A 23,010-nucleotide genomic window follows, 5' to 3' on the forward strand; every position below is an offset into this window, starting at 1 on the left:
ATGTTCACCGGCATTATCGAGGAGTTGGGGGAGATCGTCCGGGTCACGGCGACGGCGGGCGATTCCGCGCTGATCGGCGTCCGTGGTCCGTTGGTCACCTCGGACGCCCGGCACGGCGACTCCATCGCGGTCAACGGCGTCTGCCTGACCGTCGTGGACGTGGCCGACGGGGTCTTCACCGCCGACGTGATGGGCGAGACGCTTCGCCGCTCCGCGCTGGGCGCGCTGAGCGTCGGCGACCCGGTCAACCTGGAGCGGGCCGCCGCGCTCGGCAGCCGGCTCGGCGGGCACCTGGTGCAGGGCCACGTGGACGGGGTCGGCGAGCTGATCTCGCGGGAGCCGGCCGAGCAGTGGGAGACTGTCCGGTTCCGGCTGCCCGCCGGCCTGTCCCGGTACGTGGTGGAGAAGGGCTCCATCACCATCGACGGTGTCTCGCTGACCGTGGCCGAGGTGGGCGCGGACGAGTTTTCCGTCGGGTTGATCCCGACCACGCTCAAGCTGACCACGCTCGGCGCGAAGAGGGCCGGCGACCCGGTCAACCTGGAGGTCGACGTGCTGGCCAAGTACGTCGAGCGGCTGCTCGGCGACCGGCTGGCCGGCACCGACGGTTCCGGGGTGGCCCCGATCACGGGCGGGGTGGCCTGATGGGTCCGCTCGGTTGGCTGCTGGACGCCCAGGTGCAGGTGGCCGGTTCGCCGGTGCTGGTCCGGGAGATCGTCGGCAACGCCTTCGGTCTGATCTCCGCGCTGCTCGGGCTGCGCCGGGTGGTCTGGGCCTGGCCGGTCGGCATGATCGGTAACGCGCTGCTCCTGACCGTCTTCCTCGGCGGGGTGTTCGCCACCCCGCAGGCGCACGACCTGTACGGGCAGGCCGGACGACAGGTGTTCTTCTTCGCGGTCAGCGTCTACGGCTGGTGGCGCTGGCAGCGCAACCGCCGCGCCGAGGGCGGGCAGGCGGCGGTCGTCCCACGGTGGGCCACCGGGCGGGAGCGGCTGATGCTGCTGCTGGCCGCCGTGGTCGGCACCGCCGCGGCGTACCCGGTGCTCAAGGCCCTGGGCTCGTGGGGCCCGCTGCCCGACGCCTGGATCCTCACCGGCAGCCTGCTGGCCACGTACGGCATGGCCCGCGGCTGGGTGGAGTTCTGGCTGCTGTGGATCGCGGTCGACGCGGTCGGCGTGCCGCTGCTGCTGCGCGGTGGCTTCTACCCGTCCGCGGTCATGTACCTGATCTACGGCGCGCTGTGCGTCTGGGGCTTCGCCGCCTGGTGGCGCACCTCGCGTGCGACCGCCCTCGCCCGCACGCCCATCTACCGGGAGGCCGTGGCATGAGCGAGCGAATCATCGGCGCCGTGGTAGGTCATGACGCCATGGAGCGAAGCGGAGTGGTGGCATGAGCGAGCGCAGCGAGCGAATCATCAGGCTCAGTGTCTCGGTGCCTCATGACGCCATGGAGCGAAGCGGAGTGGTGGCATGAGCAGCTTCGGGAGCATCGAGCAGGCGGTCGCCGAGATCGCGGCCGGTCGGCCGGTCGTCGTGGTCGACGACGCGGACCGGGAGAACGAGGGCGACCTGATCTTCGCGGCCGAGCTGGCCACGCCGGAGTTGATGGCGTTCATGGTGCGCTACACCTCCGGGTACGTCTGCGTGCCGTTGACCGAGAGCGAGGCCGACCGCCTCGACCTGCCGCCGATGCACCACACCAACCAGGACCGGCGCGGCACCGCGTACACGGTGACGGTGGACGCCCGGGAGGGGATCAGCACCGGCATCTCGGCGGCCGACCGCGCGCACACCATCCGGCTGCTCGCCGACGCGTCCACCGACCCGACCGACCTGGCCCGCCCCGGGCACGTCGTGCCGCTGCGCGCCCGTGAGGGCGGGGTGCTGCGCCGGCCCGGGCACACCGAGGCCGCCATCGACCTGACCCGGCTGGCCGGGTTGCGCCCGGCGGGTGTGCTCTGCGAGCTGGTCAACGACGACGGCACCATGATGCGGCTGCCCGACCTGGAGAAGTTCGCCGCCGACCACGGTCTCGTCCTGGTCACCATCGCCGACCTGATCGCCTACCGGCGGCGTACCGAGAAGCAGGTCGAGCTGGTCGCCGACGCCCGGATGCCCACCCGGCACGGGGTGTTCCGCGCGCTCGGCTACCGGGCCGAGCACGACCCCGCCGAGCACGTGGCGATGGTGTTGGGGGATATCGGTGACGGCCAGGACGTGCTGGTGCGGGTGCACTCCGAGTGCCTGACCGGGGACGTGTTCGGTTCGCTGCGGTGCGACTGCGGTCCGCAGTTGGACGCCGCGCTGGCCCGCGTCGCGCGGGAGGGTCGGGGCGTCGTGCTGTACGTCCGCGGTCACGAGGGGCGTGGCATCGGCCTGCTGCACAAGTTGCAGGCGTACCAGTTGCAGGACCTGGGCCGCGACACCGTCGACGCCAACCTCGACCTGGGGTTGCCGGCCGACGCCCGGGACTACGGCACCGGCGCGCAGATCCTCTACGACCTGGGCGTGCGCTCGATGCGACTGCTGACCAACAACCCGGCCAAGCGGGCCGGGCTGGAGGGGTACGGGTTGACCATCACCGGCCGCGAGGGGCTGCCCGCCGGGGCGCACCCGGAGAACATGCGCTACCTGCGCACCAAGCGGGACCGGATGGGGCACCTGCTGGACGAGTTGGACGAGGTGTCCGAGGCGCCGCTGGGGCGTCCGGTCGCCAACGACGAGATCGGAGCATGACGATGGCGGGTTTCGGGGAGCCGGGAGTCGAGGCGGTGGACGCCGCAGGGCTGACCGTCGGGATCGTCGCCGCCCGCTGGCACGGCGATCTGACCGACCACATGGTGGAGCGTGCGCTGGCCGCCGCCGAGGCGTGCGGGGCGCGGTCCGTGGTCGCCCGCGTCGCCGGTTCGGTCGAGCTGCCGGTGGTCGCCCAGGCCCTCGCCCGCCGCTGTGACGTGGTGGTCGCCCTCGGCGTGGTGGTGCGCGGCGCCACCGCCCACTTCGACTACGTCTGCCGTTCGGTCACCGACGGCCTGACCCGGGTGGCTCTCGACGAGGGCAAGCCGGTGGCGCACGGGGTGTTGACGGTGGAGACGATCGAGCAGGCCCGGGACCGGGCCGGCCTGCCCGGCTCGGCGGAGGACAAGGGCTGGGCCGCCACCGTCGCCGCGCTCGACGCCGCGCTGGCCGTCCGGGTCGTCGCCGCCGGCAACGCCCAGCGGGTCGGCTTCGGCGGCTGACCTTCGCTTTCTCGCTCGCTCACAGCCGACCGGCCTCGATGATCCGGCGCAGGAACTGCCGGGTCCGAGGCTGGGTCGGCTCGCCCAGCACCTGCTCGGGCGGGCCGCTCTCCAGGACGCGCCCCGCGTCGAGGAAACACACCTGGTCGGCGACCTCCCGGGCGAAGCCCATCTCGTGGGTGGCCAGCACCATCGTCATGCCGTCGGCCTTCAGATCCCGGATCATCGCCAGCACCTCGCCGACGAGCTCCGGGTCCAGCGCGGAGGTCACCTCGTCCAGCAACATCAGCCGAGGCGAGTTCGCAAGGGCCCGGACGATCGCCACCCGCTGCTGCTGACCGCCGGACAGTCGGTCCGGGTAGGCGTCCGCCTTCGCGCCGAGCCCCACCCGGTCCAGCAACTCCCGGGCCTGGGCCTCCGCCTCCGCCCGAGCCCGCCGGTGTACGCGGCGCGGCGCGAGAGTGACGTTCTCCAACACGCTCAGGTGCGGGAACAGGTTGTACGCCTGGAAGACCATGCCGATCCGCCGGCGGACCCGGTCGGCGTCCACCCGCGGATCGGAGATGTCCTCACCGTCCAACTCGATGGTCCCGTCGTCGATCTCCTCCAGCAGGTTCACACACCGCAGCAGTGTCGACTTGCCGGACCCGGACGCACCGATCAGGGCCACCACCTGATGCTCGTCGACGGTCAGGTCGAGCTGGTCGAGCACCACGTGGTCGGCGAACTCCTTGCGCAGACCCCGGCAGCGCAGCAACGCCATCGTCACCCTCCCGACTGTCGGCGGGCCGCCCGCAGCGTCACCCAGTCGGTGACCGCGATCAGCGGGATGGCGAGCAGCACGAACAGCACCCCCGCCACGATGTACGGCGTGTAGTTGAATGACTGGGCGGTGGCGATCTGGGCGGCGCGGACCGCGTCGATCGGCCCGGCGAGCGAGACCAACCCGACGTCCTTCTGCAACGCCACCACGTCGTTGAGCAGGGGTGGCGCCACCCGGCGGACGGCCTGCGGCAGGACCACGTGCCGCATCGTCTGCCGGTAGGTCAGGCCCAGTGAGCGGGCCGCGGCGAGCTGACTGGGATGCACCGACTCGATGCCGGCCCGGAACACCTCGGCCAGGTAGCCGCCGTAGGTGAGAACCAACGCGAGCCCACCCAGCACCAGCACCGGCGGCATGCCCTGCAACCGCAGGCCGGGCACACCGAGGGTGAGCAGGTACAGCACGATGATCAGCGGTAGACCCCGGAACGTGTACGTGTAACCGGCGGCCAGCGCCCGGACCGGGAAGAAGACCGGGCCGCGCAACGTCCGCAGTACCGCGATCACCAACCCGAGCAGCAGCGCCCCGACCGCACAACAGACCAGCAGTCGGACGTTCAGCCAGAGCCCGGTCACCACGGCCGGCAGCGCGTCCCGGGCGATCGCCGGGTCCAGGAACGACTGCCGTACCCGCTCCCACCCGGGCGCGCCGGTCACCGCGACGACCAGCAGCGTGCCGAGCACCGCCGTGGACGAGGCCGCGACCAGCACGCTGTAGACGGTTTGCCGACGCCGGTACGCCGACCGCCGCCGTTGCGCCTCGGTGGGAACGCGATCCAGCAGGGTCACCGCAGCTCGGCCGCGCCCGCCACCTGCGCCAGCCACTTCTGCTCCAACTCCTTCAACGTCCCCGCCTCGGCGAGCTGACCGACAGCGCCGCTCACGCAGGACGTCAGGGGAGAGTTCTTGTCCAGCAGCAACCCGAACGCCTCCGGCGTGCCGACCTGCGGCACCTGGCCGACGATCGTGGCGTCGGTGATCTCCGCCCCGGTGATGTAGAAGGCGGTCGGCAGGTCCACCACGAGCCCGTCCAACTGCCCGTTCTGCAGGGCCTTCTTGGCGTCGTCGTTGCTGTTGTAGACCCGCGGCTCGACCGCCGGCTTGATCACGTCGGTGATCGCCTGGTAGCTGGTGGTGCCCACCTGGGCGCCGAGCCGCGCGTCGCGAAGGTCGGTCAGCGACTTCTTGCCGGCGATCTTCGAGGACTTCAACGCGATGACGGTCTGCCGCACCAGGTAGTACGGCGCGGAGAAGTCGACCGCCTGCTTGCGCTCCTCGGTGATGGAGAACTGGTTGATGTCGACGTCGAAGGTCTTCGGTCCGGGCGCGATCGCCGCGTCGAACTTGACCCGGGTCCAGGTGACGTCGGCGCGGGCGTACCCGAGCTTCTCGGCCACCGCGTACGCGACAGCGGACTCGAAGCCCTCGCCGTTGTCCGGCTTGTCCTTCGAGAACCACGGCTCGTACGCGGGCTGGTCGGTCGCGATGGTCAGCTTGCCCGGCGTACGGGTGGGCAGGCTGTCCTTGGCGCACGACGGCGGCGCGGTGACGACGGGGGTCGGTGTGTCGTCCTGCGGCGCGCATCCGGCGGCGGCGACCACGGCGGCACCGGCGAGGGTGAGCGCGAGGAGACGTGAGCTGCTGGCCATGGCGGACAGCGTAGAGCGTGACAGCCGTCGATCGGCAATTCTCCGACCATGTCGGTAGGGAATTGTCCCGCTGGCTGGGTGCCGGCGGACCCAGGCGTGGGTGCCGGTCGGGTGGCTGGAAGAATCGCTCTCCGTGAAGACGTTCGAGGAGTTGTTCGCCGAGCTGCAGGCCAAGGCCGCCGCCGGCACCCCGGGCTCGGGCACCGTCGCCGCCCTCGACAAGGGCGTGCACTTCATCGGCAAGAAGGTCGTCGAGGAGGCCGCCGAGTCGTGGATGGCCGCCGAGCACGAGGGGCCGGAGCGCACTGCCGAGGAGATCTCCCAACTGCTCTACCAGGTCCAGGTGCTGATGCTCGCCAGTGGTCTCGAGCTTAAGGACGTCTACCGACATCTGTGAGTGCCCTCACCCGTTGATCGTCATTCGGATCGAAGGAGCACTCCGTCATGCTGCGTGTCGCCATCCCCAACAAGGGCACCCTCGCCGAACCGGCCGCCCAGATGCTGCGCGAGGCGGGCTACCGCCAGCGCACCGACCCCAAGGACCTCGTCTGCCGGGACGAGGCCAACGACGTCGAATTCTTCTACCTGCGCCCCAAGGACATCGCCACCTACGTCGGTTCCGGTGACCTCGACCTCGGCATCACCGGCCGCGACCTGCTGATCGACTCGGCCGCGCCGGCCGAAGAGGTGGTAGACCTCGCCTTCGGGCGGGCCACCTTCCGCTTCGCCGCCCGCCCCGACGACATCGCCTCCGTGCAGGACCTGGGCGGCCACCGGATCGCCACCGCGTACCCGGGACTGGTCGAGCGGCACCTCCGCGAGGTGGGGGTCAAGGCCGACGTCATCCGCCTCGACGGTGCGGTGGAGAACGCCGTACGCCTCGGTGTCGCCGACGTGATCGCGGACGTGGTCGAGACCGGTGCCACCCTGCGCCAGGCGGGCCTGGTCGTCTTCGGCGAGCCGCTGCTGCGCTCCTCGGCGGTGCTGGTCCGTCGTGCCGACGCGCCCGCGCACCCGCAGGCCGAGCAGCTCCTGCGTCGCCTGCACGGGGTGTTGGTCGCCCGCCGGTACGTGATGCTCGCCTACGACGTGCCGGCCGGCCTGCTGGACCGGGCCAGCGGGCTCACCCCGGGCATCGAGTCGCCCACCGTCTCGCCCCTGCACCGCGAGGGCTGGGTGGCGGTGCAGGCGATGGTGCTCCGCGACGACGTCCACCGGATCATGGACGAGTTGTACGAGTTGGGCGCCCGCGCCATCCTCGTCACCAACATCCACGCCTGTCGCCTCTGACCGTCCATGCCGCGCGCGTCGGTCCAGGCCGCGCGCCTCGGTCCCTGGTTTGCGCCTTGCGCCTTGATCAACTCGGTTTCGCCGAAGTGGGGGTGTCCGGCCCGCCGCGACACCCCCACTTCGGCGAACCGGAGTGGATCTGTCCCCGTGTGCGGCCTCGCGTGCGGGGAGCGCCGGAAGCCGCACCTGACCGCGGCAGGATCGCGCTCCATCGTTGATGTAGTGGCCGCACTCCCTACCCGAGGCCACTACTTCCTTGTTCGAGCGCGATCTTGTGGTGGTCGGTCCCGCCTGACGGTCGGCCCGGTCGCGGTCCGGTGGCCTGACGGCCGGCAGCGAGGTTTGAGGCGTTGGTCAGCGGGTGGTGCGTTTGAGGGGCTCGGTGCGGATGGCAGACTGGTGGGGTGAGTGAAACCGAGCTGGTCCGACTGAAGCCCCGCCGTATCCGCGTGGTCTGCTGGTCGGCGGCGGTCGCGTTGGTGGTGGTGTTCGGCCTGGTCGCCACCTCACTGAGTGGGCCGACCGGCGATGGCTACGGCAGCTTCCAGCGCGGTGACCAGGTGGCGATGATCGGCCTGGGCATCTTCGGCGCGCTGGGGTTCCTGCTGTTCACCCGCCCTCGGGTGGTGGCGGACGCGCGTGGCATCCGGGTGCGCAACGTGATCAGCTCCTACGAGCTGCCCTGGGAGGTCGTGCGGGGAGTCCGCTTCGACCGGGGCGCGCCGTGGGCCAGCCTGGAACTGCACGACGACGACCTGCTGCCGATGGTCGCCCTGCAGGCTGCCGACAAGGAACTGGCCGTCGAGGGGGTCCGCGCGCTGCGGCGACTGCACCAGGCGCACCAGGCCCACCTGGCCGAACGCGCCGAGCGCGCCGTCGACCACTGACAACCCACACCGTCGACCACTGGCTGCGGCGCTGAGACGTTGCCCGCTGCGTGCCTCGCCGTCGGGCGCCTGTGCCCTCTGGATATCGCGCCGTCCTCTGCCCACGCCCGGCCTCCAAGATCCGGACAACGTCGGTGAAACTGCTGCCTCCGGAACGGCGGAGGCAGCAACGTCACCGAAAGCGCGCGGCCTGTGGAGGCCCCCACGCCCCGCGTCTCAGCGTGTGACGCGGGGTTGTCCAGGTAGCCCCGGAGGGTGCCCCGGGTGTCCCGGTTTGGGGGTGGCCGGGACGTCGGTGTAGTGTTGTCGAGTCGACCAGGCTGTCTCCGCATGCGAGCAGGCAGCCTTGAAAGCGGAGCGCCTGCTCCCACCCGAGTCGCCGCTACGGTGGCCGGGTCCGGTCACCGGTTCCGGGCATGTCCCGGCGTCGGATGCGCGATCCTGTGATCGTGCTGGCCGGTCGAGCGGGCCCTGGCATGCGCCGGGGCCTTCTGCTTTTCGGGTCGGTTCCCATCCGGGAGCCGCAGGGGTCGGCCACTGAGCAGAAACGACTCGAGGAGGCCCCATCAGCGTCGAACCACGCGTGAACGAGCAGATCCGGGCACGTGAGGTCCGACTGGTCGGCCCAGAGGGTGAGCAGGTGGGCATCGTCCCGCTGGAGCGCGCTCTTCAGCTGGCCGCGGACGTCGATCTGGACCTGGTCGAGGTTGCGCCGATGGCGCGCCCGCCGGTGTGCAAGCTCATGGACTTCGGCAAGTTCAAGTACGAGAGCGCACTCAAGGCGCGCGAAGCGCGGCGTAACCAGCAGCAGACCGTCATCAAGGAAATGAAGCTTCGGCCGAAGATCGACCCGCACGACTACGAGACCAAGAAGGGTCACGTGGTGCGGTTCCTCAAGGCGGGCGACAAGGTCAAGGTGACGATCATGTTCCGCGGTCGCGAGCAGAGTCGCCCGGAGCTGGGTTACCGGCTTCTGCGTCGGCTCGAATCCGAGATCACGGACCTGGGATACGTCGAGGCCGCTCCCAAGCAGGACGGCCGAAACATGATCATGGTTCTCGCTCCGCACCGGGCCGTCAAGGCTTCCGCGGTCGCCGCCACGGCGTCTCGCGGTGGCCCTCGGGACCGGGCCGCGGACGAGTCCGCCGCTCCGGCAGCCGATGACACCGCGGCGGTCGGCGAGACCGCAGCAGCCGGTGACACCGGCACCGCCGCCACCAGCGGCGAGTAACAGGGGAGAGACGTTCCACATGCCGAAGATGAAGAGCCACACGGGTATGGGTAAGCGGGTCCGGGTGACCGGCAAGGGCAAGATCGTTGCCCAGCAGGCTGGCCTGCGCCACAACCTGGAGAAGAAGCCCTCCACCCAGACCCGCCGGCTGACCGGCACGGTCGTGCTGGCCAAGGCCGACGTCAAGCGCATCAAGAAGCTGCTCGGCCGCTGACGCGCGCCACCTTTACGTAAGAAGGAGTTGAGATGGCACGCGTCAAGCGGGCTGTAAACGCCCAGAAGAAGCGTCGTACCCTGCTGGAGACCGCGAGTGGTTACCGCGGTCAGCGCTCCCGGCTGTACCGCAAGGCCAAGGAGCAGGTGCTGCACTCGATGCAGTACGCCTACCGGGACCGTCGCGACCGCAAGGGCGACTTCCGGCAGCTGTGGATTCAGCGGATCAACGCGGGCGCCCGGGCCAACGGGATGACCTACAACCGTCTGATCCAGGGCCTGCGTCTGGCCGGCATCGAGGTCGACCGCAAGATCCTGGCCGACATGGCTGTCAACGACGCCGCTTCGTTCGCGGCGATCGTGGAGCTGGCCCGGGCTGCGGTCACGGCCGAGGGCACCGGCGGCGCGGCGGCTCAGGCCGCCTGATCCCCACGCACCAGAGAGAGGCGTCTCCCGGGTCGGCATCGCCGTCCGGGGGGCGCCTCGATCGTGCCGGAGGAGCGAACCCCATGGCCTTCACCCCGCGTACCCCCAGGGTTGTCGCCGCCCGCCGTCTGCAACGCCGCCGGGACCGCGACGCGACCGGTCGTTTCCTGGCCGAGGGCCCGCAGGCCGTCCGTGAGGCCCTCGCCCGGCCGGGGGTGGTCACCGAGCTTTTCGGTACGCCCGCCGCGCTCGACCGGTATCCGGAGTTGGCCGCCACGGCGGCCCGCGCCGACGTGCCGGTTTCCGAGGTGACCGACGACGCCCTCGCGGCGCTGACCGAGACCGTCGCCCCGCAGGGGTTGGTAGCGGTCTGTCAGCACCTGGACGTCACACTTGAGCAGGCTCTCGCGGGTGGGCCCCGGCTGGTGGCGGTGCTCGCCGAGATCCGTGACCCGGGCAACGCCGGCACGGTGCTGCGCACCGCCGACGCCGCCGGCGCGGGTGCGGTGATCTTCGCCGGCGACGCCGTGGATCCGTACAACGGTAAGTGTGTGCGGGCCTCGGCCGGCAGTCTCTTCCACGTCGACGTGGTCCGCGCGCCCGACCCGGTCGCGGTGGTCGACGCGCTGCGCGCCGCCGGGCTGTCGATCTTCGCGACCACGGGGTACGGCGACGACGACCTGGACGACCTGACCGACTACGGCCGACTCGTCGGGCCCACCGCCTGGCTGTTCGGTTCCGAGGCGCACGGGCTGCCCGAGGAGTTGACGGCAGCGGCCGACGCCCGCGTGCGGGTGCCGCTGTACGGGCGCGCCGAGAGCCTCAACCTGGCTGCCGCCGCGGCCGTCTGCCTGTACGCTTCAGCGAGAGCACAGCGCTGACGGTGTCCACACCCGGCGCGACTGACAGCAGGGGAGAGCGTCCGTCCATGAACGCGACACGGCGTTCGTTTAGCCAGCCCGCCGGTGTCGGCGGGCGGCGGGCCTGACCTGCTCCCTGCACAACTCCTACCGGCGGGCTGCGGCACAGCCGCGCGTCCGTAGACTCGCTACGCCGCCCCGATGAGGGCTGGCGCCGCCGTGAGGGAGTGCCCGTACGCCATGAGCTACCGCAACGATCCGTACGACCCGAAGCAGGTCGCCCTGCTCGACCCCGCCGCCCTGGCCGAGGCCGTCGCGGACGCCACGAAGGCGTTCGAGTCCGCCGCCGACCCGGACGCGTTGACCGCCCTGCGCTCGGTGCACCTCGGTGACCGGTCCCCGGTCTCGTTGGCCCGCCGGGAGATCGGCGCGCTACCGCCGGCCGCGAAGTCCGACGCCGGCAAGCGGGTCAACGAGGCCCGCCGGGCGATCGAGTCCGCGTACGCCGAGCGCGCCGCTGTGGTGGAGCGTGAACAGGCCGAGCGGGTGCTCGTCGAGGAGCGGGTGGACGTCACGCTGCCCTACGACCGGCGTCCCCGTGGTGCCCGGCACCCGCTGAGCACGCTGATGGAGTCGATCAGCGACCTGTTCGTCGGGATGGGCTACGAGGTGGCCGAGGGTCCCGAGGTCGACCTGGAGTGGGTCAACTTCGACGCGTTGAACATCCCCGCCGACCACCCGGCGCGCGGGTTGATGGACACCTTCCACATCGCACCGGAGGACTCGGGCCTTGTTCTACGAACCCACACCTCGACGGTGCAGACCCGCACGATGCTCAGCCGTAAGCCGCCGATCTACGTGATCGTGCCCGGCCGGGTCTACCGCACCGACGAGATCGACGCCACGCACAGCCCGGTGTTCCACCAGGCCGAGGGTCTGGTGGTCGACAAGGGCATCACGATGGCGCACCTGCGGGGCACGCTCGACCACTTCGCCCGGGCGATGTTCGGGCCGGAGGCGAAGACCCGGTGGCGGCCGCACTACTTCCCGTTCACCGAGCCGTCGGCCGAGTTCGACGTGTGGTTCCCGGAGCACCGCGACGGCCCGCAGTGGGTCGAGTGGGGTGGCTGCGGCATGGTCAACCCTCGGGTGCTGCGCGCCTGCGGGGTCGACCCGGAGGTCTACTCCGGATTCGCGTTCGGCATGGGCATCGACCGGACCCTGATGATCCGGCACGGCGTCAGCGACATCCGCCATCTCTTCGAGGGCGACGTGCGGTTCAGCCGCGCGCTCGGGACCGAGGCGTAGGCGATGCGGGTACGAGACACGGGAACGGTGGTCTGAAGTCATGCGAGTTTCTGTCAGTTGGCTGCGGGAGTACGTCGACCTCCCCGCCGACCTGCCCACCGGTGACCTCGAGCAGGCACTGGTCGACCTCGGTATCGAGGTCGAGTCCGTGGTGGACCTGGCCGGGTCGGTCACCGGTCAGCTCGTCGTCGGTGAGGTACGCGAGATCGAGGAACTCACCGGCTTCAAGAAGCCGATCCGGTTCTGCCGGGTGGACGTGGGTAACGCGAACGGCACCGGGGAGCCGCAGGAGATCGTCTGCGGGGCGCGGAACTTCGCCGTCGGTGACCGGGTGGTGGTGATCCTGCCCGGTGGTGTGCTGCCCGGCGGGTTCGCGATCGGCGCCCGTAAGACGTACGGGCACAACTCGGCGGGCATGATCTGCTCGGCGAAGGAGCTGGGTCTGGGCGACGACCACTCCGGCATCATCGTGCTGGGGCCGGACGTGACGGCCAAGCCGGGCGACGACGCGCGCCCGGTGGTCGGTCTCGACGACGTCGTGCTCGACCTGGAGATCACCCCCGACCGGGGGTACGCGCTGAGCCTGCGCGGCCTGGCCCGGGAGCTGTCGCACGCGTTCGAGGTGCCGCTGCGTGACCCGGCTCTGGTGCCCGCGCCGAGGGGCACCGAGACGCCGGCGTACCCGGTGGAGGTCCGCGACACCGTCGGCTGCGACCGGTTCACCGCCCGCCTGGTGCGGGGCGTCGACCCGAGCGCGCCCACCCCGTCGTGGATGGCCCAGCGACTCGTGACCGCCGGCATCCGCAGCATCTCGCTGCCCGTCGACATCACCAACTACGTGATGCTGGAGCTGGGCCAGCCGATGCACGCCTTCGACGCCGACCGGATCGCCGGGCCGCTGGTGGTCCGCCGCGCCGAGGCGGGGGAGAAGCTGACCACCCTGGACGGTGTCAGTCGGGTGCTCACCGCCGACGACATGGTGATCTGCGACGACACCGGGCCCATCTCCCTCGCCGCGGTGATGGGCGGGGAGACCAGCGAGGTCGACACCGGAACCACCACCAACGTGCTCTTCGAGGCGGCCCACTGGGACCCGGCGATGGTCGGGCGCACCGCCCGCCGGCACAAGCTGTTCAGCGAGGCCGCGAAGCGGTGGGAGCGGGGCGTCGACCCGGCCGTGCCGTTGGTCGCGTTGGAGCGTGCCGTGGGGCTGCTCACCGAGCACGGCGGCGGCACGCCGAGCGCGGAGATCCTCGACATCGACCACGTCCGCCCGCGTACCCCGATCAGCCTCCCGGCGGACCTGCCGACCCGGCGGATCGGGGTCGAGTACCCGCCGGCGCGGGTGGTCGCCCTGCTCGAGCGGGTCGGCTGCACCGTCGCGCAGGGTTCCGACCGGTTGTCCGAGGACCCGGGCGCGGTCGGCGTGGCCAGCGGCGAAGGGACGACGCTGAGCGTCACCCCACCGACCTGGCGGCCCGACCTGACCGACCCGGCCGACCTGGTCGAGGAGGTGGTCCGCCTCGACGGGTACGACAAGGTGCCGTCGGTGCTGCCGACCGCCCCTCCCGGTAACGGTCTGACGCCGCGGCAGCGTCGCCGCCGGGCCGTCGCCGGGTCGCTGGCCGAGCGGGGGTACGTGGAGGTGCTCGCGCACCCGTTCGTGTCGCCGGAGCTGGCCGACCAGCTCGGCCTGCCGGCCGACGACCCGCGTCGGCCCGCGGTGCGGCTGGCCAACCCGCTGTCCGAGGAGGAGCCGCTGCTGCGCACCACGCTGCTCGGCCCGCTGCTCGGGGTCCTCAAGCGCAACCTCGGCCGGGGTCTTCGCGACCTGGCCCTCTACGAGATCGGTGCGGTCTTCCACCCGCGCGTCGGTGCCGGCAGCCCGCCGGCGATGGGCGTGGACCGGCGTCCCACCGACGAGGAGTTCGCCGCCGCCGACGCGGTGGTGCCGGCACAGCCGGTGCACGTCGCGGTGGTGCTCGCAGGCGACATCGACCCGGCCGGTTGGTGGGGTGCGGGTCGACCGGCCGGCTGGGCGGACGCCATCGAGGCGGCCCGGGACGTGCTGGCCGCCGCCGGTATCCCGGACGAGCGGGTCGAGGTGCGCGCGGCCGAGTACGCGCCGTGGCACCCGGGCCGCTGCGCCGAGCTGCTGGTCGACGGCACCGTCGTGGGGCACGCCGGTGAGCTGCACCCGGTGGTCGTCGCGGCGCTGGAGCTGCCCCGTCGCACCTGCGCGATGGAGCTGAACCTCGACGCGTTGCCGCCGAGCCCGGTGACGCCCGCGCCGACGGTCTCCGGCTTCCCGCCGGCGCTCATCGACGTGGCGTTGGTCGTGGACGAGTCGGTGTCGGCGGAGCAGGTGCGCCGGGCGCTGGAGGCAGGAGCCGGTGAGCTGCTGGAGGATGTGCGGCTGTTCGACGTCTACTCCAGTGCGCAGCTCGGCGAGGGCCGCCGGTCGCTGGCGTACAAGCTGACCTTCCGGGCCCCGGACCGGACGCTCACCGTCGAGGAGGCGGTCGCGGCGCGGGACGCGGCGGTCGCCGTCGCGGCGGAACGTTTCGGCGCGACCCTGCGCGGCGCCTGACGGGAGCGGCCCCGGACCCGCGGTCTCTTAATCCGCGGGTTCGGGGTTCAAGTCCCTGGCGGCGCACCAACGAGTGCTCGCCGGGGTTCTACGGCATGGCCAGCGCACGACCTCCGCCAGCCACGCATCCGCGTCACCGGCTCATCAGGGACTGTTGGGCCAAGAGCGACGGCACCCGGCGCGGGGCGAGCAGCCGTAGCAGCCCGTAGCCTATCCCGGCCAGGCCGGTGAGCAGGCCGGGTATTCCGACGTCGCGATGCAGCCCACAGTGCCAACCAGTTGTGGCGACCGAGTCCAACATCGCGGCCGCCTGTCGACGGACTCTGTGCAGCAGCGCCGGATCACCGGTCTGGTCGCCGACCAGTTGCAGGAAGTCGAGGCTGCCCAGATCGCCGTGGCACAGTGAGTGTCCGTTGCCGAAGCCGCTTTGCAAGGTGTCGTCGACCGCCGAGGACAGCTCTTCGGACAACTCCGGCCGGCACCCAGCCGGGCCGGGGCGGGACATCGCCGCGAGTCGTGCCATCCCGATCCCCGGTGAGCCGTGGCACCACGCGACCGACCGGTTCGACCGGACTGAGCCGTCGTCGAACCTCATCCTGACCTCTCCCGCCCGCGAGTGGTCACGGATATCCGTCCAGTACCCGTTCCGGGGATCGAAAAGGTCCCTCTCGTATTCGAAACCGCGGGCGGCAGCCACCGCGTAGCTCTCGTCGCTAAGCAGATCCGCGCCGGCCAGCAGGGCTGCGGCGATCCCGGCCGTACCGTGGCCGAAACCCGCCAATGGTCGGTCGGCGAGACCGTTGGCCACCACCTCCGCCGGCAGCCAGCTCGCGCCGGGGCCGTAGGCCCGCTGGGTCGACACCAATCGGTCGGCCGCCGTCCTGACCAACTCGCGCGACCTTCCGGACGGCCTGACATGATGACGCGCGACCAGGCCGAACAAGGCGCCGGCCGTACCCTCCATCACCTCGAACTCCCGGTCGGCGGCGAGCAGCGTGGGTAGCTCCTCGATGAGCCTGTCGGCCTCGCGGAACAGCGTGTCGTCTTCCCACAGAGCCCCAAGCTGGCTCAGGCCGTAGACCGCGCCACCTAGCCCGCTGAGCCCAGCCACCCGGCCAAGCAGACCCCGGCGGATCTGACGCACGGCGGTCCGGACCGCGCTGCGGGCCAGCCGATGGGCGCACCGGTCCCCCGCAATCTCGGCATGCCAGGCGAGGAACAGGGCGATCCCCAGCAACCCGTCGTGCAGGCCTGGCCCGAGCACCTCCACGGAGCAGAAACGGCGGAACCCGAACTGCGCCCCGATCCAAGCGGCGTCGTCATCGTCTTGCACCGCGAGTTGTGCCAGTTGGTCGGCGATCCCCGCCACGGCATCGGCGATCCGGTGGTCCGGGGCGGGCAACTCCGCAGGCTGGGTGGGATGCCGGTGGAAGAGGTAGGGCTGGTCCCGCCTTATTCCGTTGACCGCGATGCATGCGCGGATCAGCCAGGTCTGGCGGGCGAGGTCCGCGGGGCCAAGCCCGGCGAGTACGGTACGAGCAATCCCCAGTCCCGCGACCGCCGGTACATCCGGCAACGGCTGCCCACTGCTGTCACGTACCGGGCTCTGAGCCACACCGGTGCTGAAGATGGGGATGTCGCCCTGCCAGAGGTCCCTGCGCTCCGCCTCGACGATCGCCCGCAGGCCCGGTCGGTGATCCGCCTCGCGCAGCAGCCGATCGAAGTGCTTGTCGCGATCCAAGCCGTCCAACAGCAGGCTGGGATGGAACGACGCGCCGAGGAGCACGGCGTAGGTCATCGTGTCGCGGGCCAGCACTCGCACCTCATCGGCGGCGAAGGCCTCCAGCGGCCCGTCTACCGCGCCGAGCTCGTCTCGGTGCCCCTCGATGGTTCGGTAGACCTCGGTGAAGCCCTGCACGATCTGATCGACCTGGTCCTGCGGCGCGACCTTGCCCACGGGGCGCTCCGCCGGGCCGGCCTCGGGCACCGCCTCGGCGCGAAACGTCAACTCGAACCGCATCTGGTCGGTGCCCGCTCCGGCCAGGGATGGCAGCCGCACTTCCGCCCTGTGCGGCCGGGGCGTGCCGACCTCCGCCATGCCGGCTTCGCCGGTGCCCCACGGCGAGGGGCGCATCGGTAACAACCCGGCGTGCATCACCGACCCGGAGAGAAGCCCCGCCGCCAGCCGCTCCACGTTCGACTCTCCGACGGGCCGCAGCGACGGCAACTCGGGTTGGAAGAGAGATTCCAGGTCCACCAGTACTGGCTGGTCCCCGGCCGCGATCAGGTTCTCGGAGTGGAAGTCGCCGGCGTGCAGCAGGTAGAGGATGGCCAGCAGGCCACCCTGCCGCCGGTGGTAGCGCCGCTCGGCCTGTTCGTCGCAGGGCAGTGAGCAGTCGACGTGCTCCATCCAGCCGTAGGTGCCCCGGTCCAGGCAGCGCAGGATCCGTAGGCGTGGACCGGGGCTGCGTTCGTTGACCCAGGCCACAAGATCTTGAAAGTGTCCGTCGACCGCCATCGGCCTTGGCTTGTAGACGATGCGCAAGCCACCGGAGAAGCACACCATCGCCACGGATCGTGCGCCACGATGTGGGTCGCCGAGACCAGTGAGGATATCGACGACCGTGCCGGGGTCACGATCCGGGGAGAAGGTCCGCACCAGGTCCGCCAGGTCTTGGGCGAGGCGGGTCACCAACTCGATCGCGTGGCCGATCCAGGCCCGTCCGGTCACGGCCAATTGGCGGGCTAGGACGGGGTAGCGGACCATCAGCCGGTGCCGTTCGACAGGGTCGGACAGCCGCTTACGGAAATCCGCGAACCGCTCCTGCGGAGTCTGCCCGGCGAGCAGGCCCGCCTCCCGACAGGCAGCCAACTCCAGCAGGCAGGTGCGCTGAACCATTGCGTTGAGCCGTGGCAGCAGCCCGGGCAGCAGCAGGTCGGCGAGGCGATCTGGGCTCGGTAGGCGGTCGCACCGGATCTCCGTCAGAGACCCTGACAGACGCTTGCGGAGCAGCTCGGCCAGCGGCTCGGTCAACGGCAGGAAGGGCAGCTCGTCGCCGTTTCCGGCCTGTTCACCGCGACCGTCTGCGCCGGCCGTTGGGCCGCCGGCGGTCCAAGCGCCGACGCCGCCCCGGCCGACATCCGTGGGAAGCGGCGCTGTGCCGTACGCCTCGGTCACGTCGAACGCCCAGTCCGGCTCGGGCCCGTCTGCTTTGCTCAGCGCCGACGGCCGAGCCCCGGTGACCCCCGCGACGACGGTCTGCTGCCGCGGGCCGGACTGGTCGGCAGCCCCTGTGCCGGTCTGCTCGGCGTGGGTGCCGTTCGGCCCGCTCGGGCCGAACGGCACCCACGGACGCCGATGCTCTTCCCGCTCACGCGGCTGACTTCGAGACTCGGGCCGTACGTTCCGGCCCGGGTCTCGTTCGGCCCGGGGGGCGGCACGCCGAAGGGCGCAGTGGAGGTCCGTACCGAGGGTCGGCGCGGCAGAGAAAGCATCGGGCATCGGCATGGCGACTAAGTGTCCTAGAAGCAGCAGACGCCGATGGCCGAGAGCCAGGTGCGGGCGGCCTCGATGGTCTGCAATTCCATGGACTCCTCCAGTTCCCGCATCTCGGCTTCGAGATCACCGGCGGGATGGTCCAAAGCGGTGTTCAGTTCGAGTACGGCGGTTTCGGTCATCGTTGTCTTCCTCCTTTAAAGTGTGGGCATAGGTGCCCCGAACGGCCACAGGACACGATGTCCTGCGGCTGGCCGAAAAAGCAACGCACCATCAACTCGCGCACCTTCGTGATTCTGGTGGCGAGCGAACCGGGGGTTGCTCTGAGGCGCCCTACCGGACAAAGGCGCATTGACCGGTATATGGGCGCTCAATCAGACGTAGCTTGGCCCTGCTCAGGTCGCGTGGACAGGCCTGAGCAGGGTGGATTTAGTCCATTTAGGCAGCGATGGGCAGCAGTCGGCCAGTGCGATGTGGGCGATTGGCGACGTTGTAGCGCGGCAAGGCAAGTGACTCATTCGACCCCCGTGGTCGCATGTATGCACGTCGTTCTGCGGCCCGACCGTACCATGTTGTCGCGCGGTCGTGAGCCCCTCCGCCGATCGAGGCGTGTGTATGTGCAGGTGGGTCGCCGGAAATCTCTCTTCCGGCCCGCAATGCGCCTACCAAAGAAGTCATGTGACCCGCATCAGGGGTTGCCTCATCGATGAACGTCTTGTACGGTCGCTGCATCCGAATTTGAGTGACCATTGGCCACGGTCACTAATTTGGATACCTCTGAGCGGCGTCGATTGTCGTACGGGACTCGACATGGCCTGCGATCGCGCAATGCCGAATGCTGTGCGCCTCAGCCGCTTTCCATCAATCACGGGAGGAAATTTATGAAGCTGAAGCCGGCCTTAGTGGCCGTGCCCGTAGCCCTGGCACTCGGGCTCGGAATTGGTGCGGCGCCGTCCGCGATCTCGGCGGCGCCGGCGGCCTCGTCGGTGAACGTCGGAACCGCCCAGGGCGCGACGACCGAGCAGCTCGGCGCTGCGGCACGGGCCATCATCGCCGCCGTCACGAAGCTTGGCTCGGGAGCGGTCAACGCAATGCGGGCCGCGGTTGCCTCATACCAGAAGTTCCAGGCGTGGTGGAAGACCCTGCCGTGGTACATCCGCGTTCTGGGCAGCGGGCTTAACCTGTACAGCCTCTATGAGGCGATCAGGGACCTGCTCTAGGAACCCCATCGGGTCGTTGGGTGCTTCCCCAGGTGCAATGGGGGAGCACCCAACGTCTCCGGCGAGGAATCACACCATGATTGATGCGGATTCCCGGCAAACCGGCCGCGGCTGGGCGCGGTGGCGGCCGGCCCACTGGCCCACCGTGAGAACAGCAGTCGTCGCCATCGGGTTCGGCCTGGTGTCCTCCGTAGCCGTACTTGTCGCTACGAACCTCGTCCTGGGTCGGATAGGCGGTGCCGCGGTTCCTGCGGGTCTCGCCGACAGACTCGCGGTGGCGGCGATGCTGCCTTTCGTCCTGCTCGCCCTGCCGCGCCATATTCCGGACGCGGCGGGAGACCGGATTCGACAGCCTCTCTGGCGAGCCGGTGCCTTCGTCGTGACCGCGTTCGTCCTGTGGGGCGGCTTGGTCGTCGCTGTTGCGCCGACCGGGGCGCAGCACCTCGCTCTCACCGCAACGGACGCCGCGTTCGCCGTCCCGCTGTTGGGCGTGACGATTATGCAGGCCACGACCGAAGAGTTGCTCTTCCGGCTGCTGTTGCCCCTTGTCCTGGTGAGAGCCTTCGGTCGCTCGCCCTACGGGGCAGTCGCGGCCACCTTGGTATCCGCGCTGCTCTTCGGCGTCTTCCACGTGCCGGACTCGGCCGCGTCCTTCCTCGATCACGTTCTCTTCGCGTTGCTCATGCATCAGGTGCTGGGCGCAACCCGGACGATCGCGGTTCCGGTTCTCCTGCACGTCGTTAACAACGTGATCGCGCAGAGTTTCGGCGCCCTTGAGTTCGCACCGGAAAACTCTCCCAACCTGCTGGTCGCGAAATATCTAATATTCTTCTCGATTGCCGCCGCCGTCTTTCCGAGCCGGTCCGCTTGGCCCGCGTCCGCCTGGACGCAGCGGTTCGCCAGCCACGAGGCCGCACGCGTCGAACGCAGGCAGGCCGTGCGCCTTCCCGCGGTGGACGCGCTCCGCGGGGTCGCGCTCCTGTTCATCATGCTGGAGAACCTGCTCATCTACTTGCCCGCAGAGTCCGTCACGGCGGGTACGTCGGTTGTCGAACGCGCGATCAGGGCAGCACTGGCTGTCCTGATCGAATACCGAGGGCTGCCCCTGTACGCATTGCTCCTCGGGTTCGGAATGTACGTACTGCTGCGCCGTGCCGACTCACCTCAGCGGCGAGCGGCAGTCGTGCGGCGCAACCTCTCCCTCATCCTGCTCGGGGCGCTACACGGGATGCTCGTATTCTCCGGCGACATTCTTGCCGTCTACGGGATCCTGCTGTACGTCCTGGTGTGGGCGACCCGAAAGCCACGCCGGCTGCGCTTGGCGACCTGGGCCAGTGGCGTCCTGTTCCTGCTTCAGACGTTAGTCCTGCCGTTCACGCTGCTGCTGACAGCGGGCGACGAGGCTACCGCGTCGGTGTTGGCCGACTCCGCCTCGGTGGCCTTGGGGGCGCGCTGGACCGAGTGGCTGCTGTACGTCTTGTCCACGCCCTTTTTGAGCAGCGGGCTCCTGTTCCCGATGCTAGTCGGCTACCGTTCGGCCGCGGTCGTCCTGCGCGACAGATCTGCGGGCGATCGTCCGACGAGCAGATCCTTCCCGCTGGTCGTCGTGCTGCTCGTCGGATCCTTTACGCTCTGCCTGCCATACGCGGCCGTTTTGGCGGAACACTGGGGAGACATCCGGGCCGTGGCCGCCCATCCATGGCACCTGGTGGCGGCGCAGATCGGTGGTCTGCTGGGGGCCCTGGCCTGCTGGTGGGCGATCGCCGAGAAATGGACCGGGCTGCGTGCCTCGTCCGGGGTCCGCATCCTCGCCACACTCGGGCAGCGCAGCCTCACGCTCTACCTACTGCATTCGATCGTGTTTCTCCTCCTCCTTACGCCGCCGTTTGGTGGCCTCGCTACCGCAGGTTCTCTGCCGATCCTCGCCTTGGTTGTTGTGCTGGGCTGGGTAGGTGCAGGTCTGGCGCTGTCGAGCCGGCGGCTTGCCGGTATCCCAATGGCCGAGGAACTCCTCCGCGACATGGCCGCCGGCCCGGTCACAGGGAGCGATGAGCAGGCGGCGGGTGCCGCCGAGAGAGTAAAGGAAGCTATCTAGGTTGCGACTCTACTTAGATAGTTGCTAGGCTAAAGCCATGGACGAGGCTGAATGGTCATCGGGCTGGCTGCGGGCAGTCCTGCCGTTGGTGTCGCTGAGCGTGCTCGCCAGGGGCGAGGCACACGGGTACGTGATCCTCCGGATCCTCGGTTCGCTTGGATTCGGTTCCGTCAAGGGCGGCACGCTCTACCCCTTCCTGGCCCGGCAGCAGGAGTTGGGCCTAGTTGACCACCGATGGGAGATCGACTCGCCGGGTCCGGCACGCAAAGTGTTCTGGTTGACCGACAGGGGGAGGCAGGAGCTCGAACGCCTGGTGAGTGAGTGGCGGCGGCTCAACACGACCGTCGCGTCGGCACTGTCCTTCCCGACTTCCGAGATGGAGAAAAAGTGAGCTACTACGGCAGCCTTGCGTTCTACCTTCGACTTCGGAGAGTCCCCGAGTCCACAATCGTCGAGATCCTGCGTGACGTGCGAGAGCTTTCCCGGGAATCGGGTCAGGAGCCGGAGCAGCAGTTCGGGCCGGCCTCGACCTACGCCGAGAAGTTCCCCAAGGGCAAGGTCCGGTCGTTGCCGACCCGGCTGGCCATCGGTTGCCTGGTGGTCGCAATCGCTATCATCGCCGTCGACTTCGTCTTGACGATGACGCGCGAGACGCACCTTCAGGTGGGCTCCGTACGAGTGATCTTTGTGCTGCTCGCCGTCCAAGTGGTGGTCGTGATCGCCGCAATCATCGCCGATCACCGGGTACCCCCGGAGTTCCGCACCGCCAGCGAGGCCAGCCGTTGATCTCGGTCACCGACATCTGCAAGGACTTCGGCGGGCGGGCTGCGGTGACGGACGTGAGCTTCGACTGCGTCCCCGGAACCATCACCGGGCTCCTCGGCCCGAACGGTGCGGGCAAGTCCACAGTTCTCAAGATGCTGTTGGGTCTGGTTTCCCCCACGCGCGGCCTGGCCACGATAGACGGGGTCCCCTACCGAGAACTGCCGAACCCGGGCCGGACCGTGGGTGTCTCTTTGGATGCGAGCGGCCTGCACCCCGGGCGGACCTTGCGCGGGACGATCCGGCTGGCCGCGAGCATTATCGGAGTCCCGACGGCCCGGGCGGACGAGGTGCTCGCGCAGGTCGGGCTCGCCCCCGAGTACGGAAAGCTTGTCCGTAACTGCTCCCTCGGGATGCGTCAACGCCTGAGCATCGGTTTAGCGCTGCTCGGCGAGCCGCGGTACTTGATTCTCGACGAACCGGTCAACGGCCTCGACCCCAGCGGTATGGCCTGGATCCGGAGACTGCTGCAGCAGCACGCCGAACAGGGGCACACCGTGCTGCTCTCGAGTCACCTGCTCAAGGAGGTCGAGTCGATCGCCGACAACCTCGTCATCGTCGATCAGGGGCGGGTCGCGGCGCGGGGCACCCTGGCGGAACTGATCGGCAGTGAGCCAGGTGTCCTGGTGTCCGCCACCGATGCCGCAGCTCTGCGCGATGCCCTGGATAAGGAAGGCATCGAACATCACCGACAGGGCGGTGACGTCTTCGCGCGTACTCTCGCCGAACGCATCGGCCAGCTAGCTCTTGATCACGGAATCGTGGTAACCAAGCTGACAGTCGCGTCCACCGACAGGATCGAGCAAATGTACTTCGAATCGATTTCGAGGATTTCGGCGGTCGGCTCCGAGAAAGGCGTATGA

23 protein-coding genes are annotated in these 23,010 nt (G+C 69.8%); 18 read left to right on the forward strand and 5 right to left on the reverse strand.

What is annotated here, in order from left to right; translation table 11 throughout:
- The 4 genes from O7631_RS16760 to ribH all read left to right on the forward strand — a co-directional run bounded on the left by O7631_RS16760 (position 1) and on the right by ribH (position 3,238).
- On the forward strand, positions 1-645 hold the full coding sequence (locus tag O7631_RS16760; RefSeq protein WP_278145053.1) for a riboflavin synthase: 645 nt from the start codon (positions 1-3) through the stop codon (positions 643-645).
- Complete coding sequence (gene pnuC, locus O7631_RS16765) at positions 645-1,328, forward strand: nicotinamide riboside transporter PnuC (protein WP_269679854.1); 684 nt, start codon at positions 645-647, stop codon at positions 1,326-1,328. Before O7631_RS16760 ends, pnuC begins: the two co-directional genes overlap by 1 nt.
- A 141-nt stretch (positions 1,329-1,469) precedes the next feature.
- On the forward strand, positions 1,470-2,735 hold the full coding sequence (locus tag O7631_RS16770) for a bifunctional 3,4-dihydroxy-2-butanone-4-phosphate synthase/GTP cyclohydrolase II (RefSeq protein WP_278145054.1): 1,266 nt from the start codon (positions 1,470-1,472) through the stop codon (positions 2,733-2,735).
- A gap of 2 nt (positions 2,736-2,737) precedes the next feature.
- Entirely contained in the window at positions 2,738-3,238 is a 501-nt protein-coding gene (ribH, locus tag O7631_RS16775; protein ID WP_088990294.1) for a 6,7-dimethyl-8-ribityllumazine synthase, read from the forward strand.
- A 19-nt stretch (positions 3,239-3,257) separates the two neighbouring features.
- Here the strand turns inward: ribH and O7631_RS16780 are convergent, their stop codons facing one another.
- The 3 genes from O7631_RS16780 to O7631_RS16790 are packed head-to-tail and all read right to left on the reverse strand — an operon-like array spanning position 3,258 to position 5,709.
- A complete protein-coding gene (locus O7631_RS16780) occupies positions 3,258-4,001 on the reverse strand; it encodes an amino acid ABC transporter ATP-binding protein (RefSeq protein WP_269683616.1) in 744 nt (247 codons plus the stop codon).
- Positions 4,002-4,003: 2 nt separating this feature from the next.
- Complete coding sequence (locus tag O7631_RS16785; protein ID WP_269683615.1) at positions 4,004-4,840, reverse strand: amino acid ABC transporter permease; 837 nt, start codon at positions 4,838-4,840, stop codon at positions 4,004-4,006.
- A 5-nt stretch (positions 4,841-4,845) separates the two neighbouring features.
- Entirely contained in the window at positions 4,846-5,709 is an 864-nt protein-coding gene (locus tag O7631_RS16790) for an ABC transporter substrate-binding protein (RefSeq protein ID WP_278145055.1), read from the reverse strand.
- 115 nt (positions 5,710-5,824) lie between these two features.
- On the opposite strand from O7631_RS16790, the gene O7631_RS16795 reads away from it, so the two are divergent.
- The 9 genes from O7631_RS16795 to pheT all read left to right on the forward strand — a co-directional run bounded on the left by O7631_RS16795 (position 5,825) and on the right by pheT (position 14,514).
- On the forward strand, positions 5,825-6,106 hold the full coding sequence (locus O7631_RS16795; protein WP_197699488.1) for a phosphoribosyl-ATP diphosphatase: 282 nt from the start codon (positions 5,825-5,827) through the stop codon (positions 6,104-6,106).
- Positions 6,107-6,153: 47 nt separating this feature from the next.
- On the forward strand, positions 6,154-6,999 hold the full coding sequence (gene hisG / locus O7631_RS16800) for an ATP phosphoribosyltransferase (protein ID WP_145783629.1): 846 nt from the start codon (positions 6,154-6,156) through the stop codon (positions 6,997-6,999).
- Positions 7,000-7,403: 404 nt separating this feature from the next.
- Positions 7,404-7,886, forward strand: a complete 483-nt coding sequence (locus tag O7631_RS16805) for a PH domain-containing protein (RefSeq protein WP_269679850.1) — start codon at positions 7,404-7,406, stop codon at positions 7,884-7,886.
- A 583-nt stretch (positions 7,887-8,469) separates the two neighbouring features.
- Entirely contained in the window at positions 8,470-9,117 is a 648-nt protein-coding gene (gene infC / locus O7631_RS16810) for a translation initiation factor IF-3 (protein ID WP_269679849.1), read from the forward strand.
- 19 nt (positions 9,118-9,136) lie between these two features.
- Positions 9,137-9,331, forward strand: coding sequence for a 50S ribosomal protein L35 (rpmI, locus tag O7631_RS16815; RefSeq protein ID WP_030488428.1), 195 nt, complete (start codon positions 9,137-9,139; stop codon positions 9,329-9,331).
- Between the two features lie 32 nt (positions 9,332-9,363).
- Positions 9,364-9,756: a 50S ribosomal protein L20 gene (gene rplT / locus O7631_RS16820; protein WP_007458417.1), complete on the forward strand. Its 393-nt coding sequence runs from the start codon at positions 9,364-9,366 to the stop codon at positions 9,754-9,756.
- A gap of 83 nt (positions 9,757-9,839) precedes the next feature.
- Complete coding sequence (locus tag O7631_RS16825; protein ID WP_088990287.1) at positions 9,840-10,637, forward strand: RNA methyltransferase; 798 nt, start codon at positions 9,840-9,842, stop codon at positions 10,635-10,637.
- A 219-nt stretch (positions 10,638-10,856) separates the two neighbouring features.
- Positions 10,857-11,924, forward strand: a complete 1,068-nt coding sequence (gene pheS, locus O7631_RS16830) for a phenylalanine--tRNA ligase subunit alpha (protein WP_278147960.1) — start codon at positions 10,857-10,859, stop codon at positions 11,922-11,924.
- A 40-nt stretch (positions 11,925-11,964) separates the two neighbouring features.
- Positions 11,965-14,514 carry a phenylalanine--tRNA ligase subunit beta gene (gene pheT / locus O7631_RS16835; protein WP_278145056.1) on the forward strand — a complete coding sequence of 850 codons (2,550 nt, stop codon included), beginning with the start codon at positions 11,965-11,967 and terminating at the stop codon, positions 14,512-14,514.
- A 133-nt stretch (positions 14,515-14,647) separates the two neighbouring features.
- On the opposite strand, the gene O7631_RS16840 is transcribed toward pheT, so the two are convergent.
- Both O7631_RS16840 and O7631_RS16845 read right to left on the reverse strand, forming a co-directional pair.
- Positions 14,648-17,860, reverse strand: coding sequence for a type 2 lanthipeptide synthetase LanM family protein (locus O7631_RS16840; RefSeq protein WP_088990284.1), 3,213 nt, complete (start codon positions 17,858-17,860; stop codon positions 14,648-14,650).
- Between the two features lie 176 nt (positions 17,861-18,036).
- Positions 18,037-18,192: a hypothetical protein gene (locus tag O7631_RS16845; RefSeq protein WP_278145057.1), complete on the reverse strand. Its 156-nt coding sequence runs from the start codon at positions 18,190-18,192 to the stop codon at positions 18,037-18,039.
- A 699-nt stretch (positions 18,193-18,891) separates the two neighbouring features.
- Between O7631_RS16845 and O7631_RS16850 the strand changes: the two genes are divergently transcribed.
- From O7631_RS16850 to O7631_RS16870, 5 genes are all read left to right on the forward strand, one after another.
- Positions 18,892-19,230 carry a hypothetical protein gene (locus tag O7631_RS16850; protein WP_278145058.1) on the forward strand — a complete coding sequence of 113 codons (339 nt, stop codon included), beginning with the start codon at positions 18,892-18,894 and terminating at the stop codon, positions 19,228-19,230.
- Between the two features lie 76 nt (positions 19,231-19,306).
- Positions 19,307-21,325, forward strand: a complete 2,019-nt coding sequence (locus tag O7631_RS16855; protein ID WP_278145059.1) for a CPBP family glutamic-type intramembrane protease — start codon at positions 19,307-19,309, stop codon at positions 21,323-21,325.
- 37 nt (positions 21,326-21,362) lie between these two features.
- Positions 21,363-21,716: a PadR family transcriptional regulator gene (locus O7631_RS16860; protein WP_088990282.1), complete on the forward strand. Its 354-nt coding sequence runs from the start codon at positions 21,363-21,365 to the stop codon at positions 21,714-21,716.
- Positions 21,713-22,111, forward strand: coding sequence for a hypothetical protein (locus tag O7631_RS16865; protein WP_088990281.1), 399 nt, complete (start codon positions 21,713-21,715; stop codon positions 22,109-22,111). Before O7631_RS16860 ends, O7631_RS16865 begins: the two co-directional genes overlap by 4 nt.
- Positions 22,108-23,010: an ATP-binding cassette domain-containing protein gene (locus O7631_RS16870; protein WP_088990280.1), complete on the forward strand. Its 903-nt coding sequence runs from the start codon at positions 22,108-22,110 to the stop codon at positions 23,008-23,010. The genes O7631_RS16865 and O7631_RS16870 overlap by 4 nt, the downstream gene beginning before the upstream one ends.

The sequence above is a fragment of the Micromonospora sp. WMMD967 genome, from assembly GCF_029626165.1.
Classification (GTDB): Bacteria; Actinomycetota; Actinomycetes; order Mycobacteriales; family Micromonosporaceae; genus Micromonospora; species Micromonospora taraxaci.

What these genes read in the sequence shown, in the direction of transcription:
- O7631_RS16780 (WP_269683616.1), bottom strand. Translation starts at nt 4,001, where the DNA reads ATGGCGTTGCTGCGCTGCCGGGGTCTGCGCAAGGAGTTCGCCGACCAC.
- O7631_RS16845 (WP_278145057.1), bottom strand. Translation starts at nt 18,192, where the DNA reads ATGACCGAAACCGCCGTACTCGAACTGAACACCGCTTTGGACCATCCC.
- O7631_RS16760 (WP_278145053.1), top strand. Translation starts at nt 1, where the DNA reads ATGTTCACCGGCATTATCGAGGAGTTGGGGGAGATCGTCCGGGTCACG.
- ribH (WP_088990294.1), top strand. Translation starts at nt 2,738, where the DNA reads ATGGCGGGTTTCGGGGAGCCGGGAGTCGAGGCGGTGGACGCCGCAGGG.
- O7631_RS16855 (WP_278145059.1), top strand. Translation starts at nt 19,307, where the DNA reads ATGATTGATGCGGATTCCCGGCAAACCGGCCGCGGCTGGGCGCGGTGG.
- O7631_RS16825 (WP_088990287.1), top strand. Translation starts at nt 9,840, where the DNA reads ATGGCCTTCACCCCGCGTACCCCCAGGGTTGTCGCCGCCCGCCGTCTG.
- pheT (WP_278145056.1), top strand. Translation starts at nt 11,965, where the DNA reads ATGCGAGTTTCTGTCAGTTGGCTGCGGGAGTACGTCGACCTCCCCGCC.
- pheS (WP_278147960.1), top strand. Translation starts at nt 10,857, where the DNA reads ATGAGCTACCGCAACGATCCGTACGACCCGAAGCAGGTCGCCCTGCTC.
- hisG (WP_145783629.1), top strand. Translation starts at nt 6,154, where the DNA reads ATGCTGCGTGTCGCCATCCCCAACAAGGGCACCCTCGCCGAACCGGCC.
- rpmI (WP_030488428.1), top strand. Translation starts at nt 9,137, where the DNA reads ATGCCGAAGATGAAGAGCCACACGGGTATGGGTAAGCGGGTCCGGGTG.
- O7631_RS16790 (WP_278145055.1), bottom strand. Translation starts at nt 5,709, where the DNA reads ATGGCCAGCAGCTCACGTCTCCTCGCGCTCACCCTCGCCGGTGCCGCC.
- rplT (WP_007458417.1), top strand. Translation starts at nt 9,364, where the DNA reads ATGGCACGCGTCAAGCGGGCTGTAAACGCCCAGAAGAAGCGTCGTACC.
- O7631_RS16850 (WP_278145058.1), top strand. Translation starts at nt 18,892, where the DNA reads ATGAAGCTGAAGCCGGCCTTAGTGGCCGTGCCCGTAGCCCTGGCACTC.
- pnuC (WP_269679854.1), top strand. Translation starts at nt 645, where the DNA reads ATGGGTCCGCTCGGTTGGCTGCTGGACGCCCAGGTGCAGGTGGCCGGT.
- O7631_RS16860 (WP_088990282.1), top strand. Translation starts at nt 21,363, where the DNA reads ATGGACGAGGCTGAATGGTCATCGGGCTGGCTGCGGGCAGTCCTGCCG.
- O7631_RS16770 (WP_278145054.1), top strand. Translation starts at nt 1,470, where the DNA reads ATGAGCAGCTTCGGGAGCATCGAGCAGGCGGTCGCCGAGATCGCGGCC.